Source organism: Roseivivax isoporae LMG 25204, from assembly GCF_000521865.1.
Classification (GTDB): domain Bacteria; phylum Pseudomonadota; class Alphaproteobacteria; order Rhodobacterales; family Rhodobacteraceae; genus Roseivivax; species Roseivivax isoporae.
Map to the genome: position 1 here is coordinate 1 of NZ_JAME01000190.1, position 347 is coordinate 347.

The 347-nt window shown below is 73.5% G+C and carries 1 protein-coding gene; it reads right to left on the minus strand.

Annotated elements, in window-relative coordinates:
* The coding region (locus RISW2_RS23290) for a dihydrofolate reductase family protein (RefSeq protein ID WP_043776111.1) at positions 1–347 on the minus strand (347 nt) is incomplete at both ends.

Below are 347 nucleotides of genomic sequence, written 5' to 3' on the forward strand. Positions count from 1 at the left end.
ACCCGCTCCAGCGTGAAGGCGCGCGCCTGCGCGTCGTCGCCGAACACCCGCTTGCCCGGCCCCAGCATCACCGGATAGACCAACAGGGACAGATCATCCACCAGATCCGCCGCCAGCAGCTGGCGCACCATGTCGCCGCTGCCGAACGTCAGCAGATCCGCCCCGCCCTGGCGCTTGAGCGCCCGCACCGCCTCGGCCAGGTCGCCGGACAGCGCCCGGCTGCCCTGCCAGGACAGGCCATCGGGCCGGTGCGTGGCCACGTGCTTGGGCGCGCTGTTCAGGCGGTCCGCCAGCGGGCGGCTGCCCGAACCGGCCGGCACGTGGGGCCAGTAGCCCGCGAAGATGTC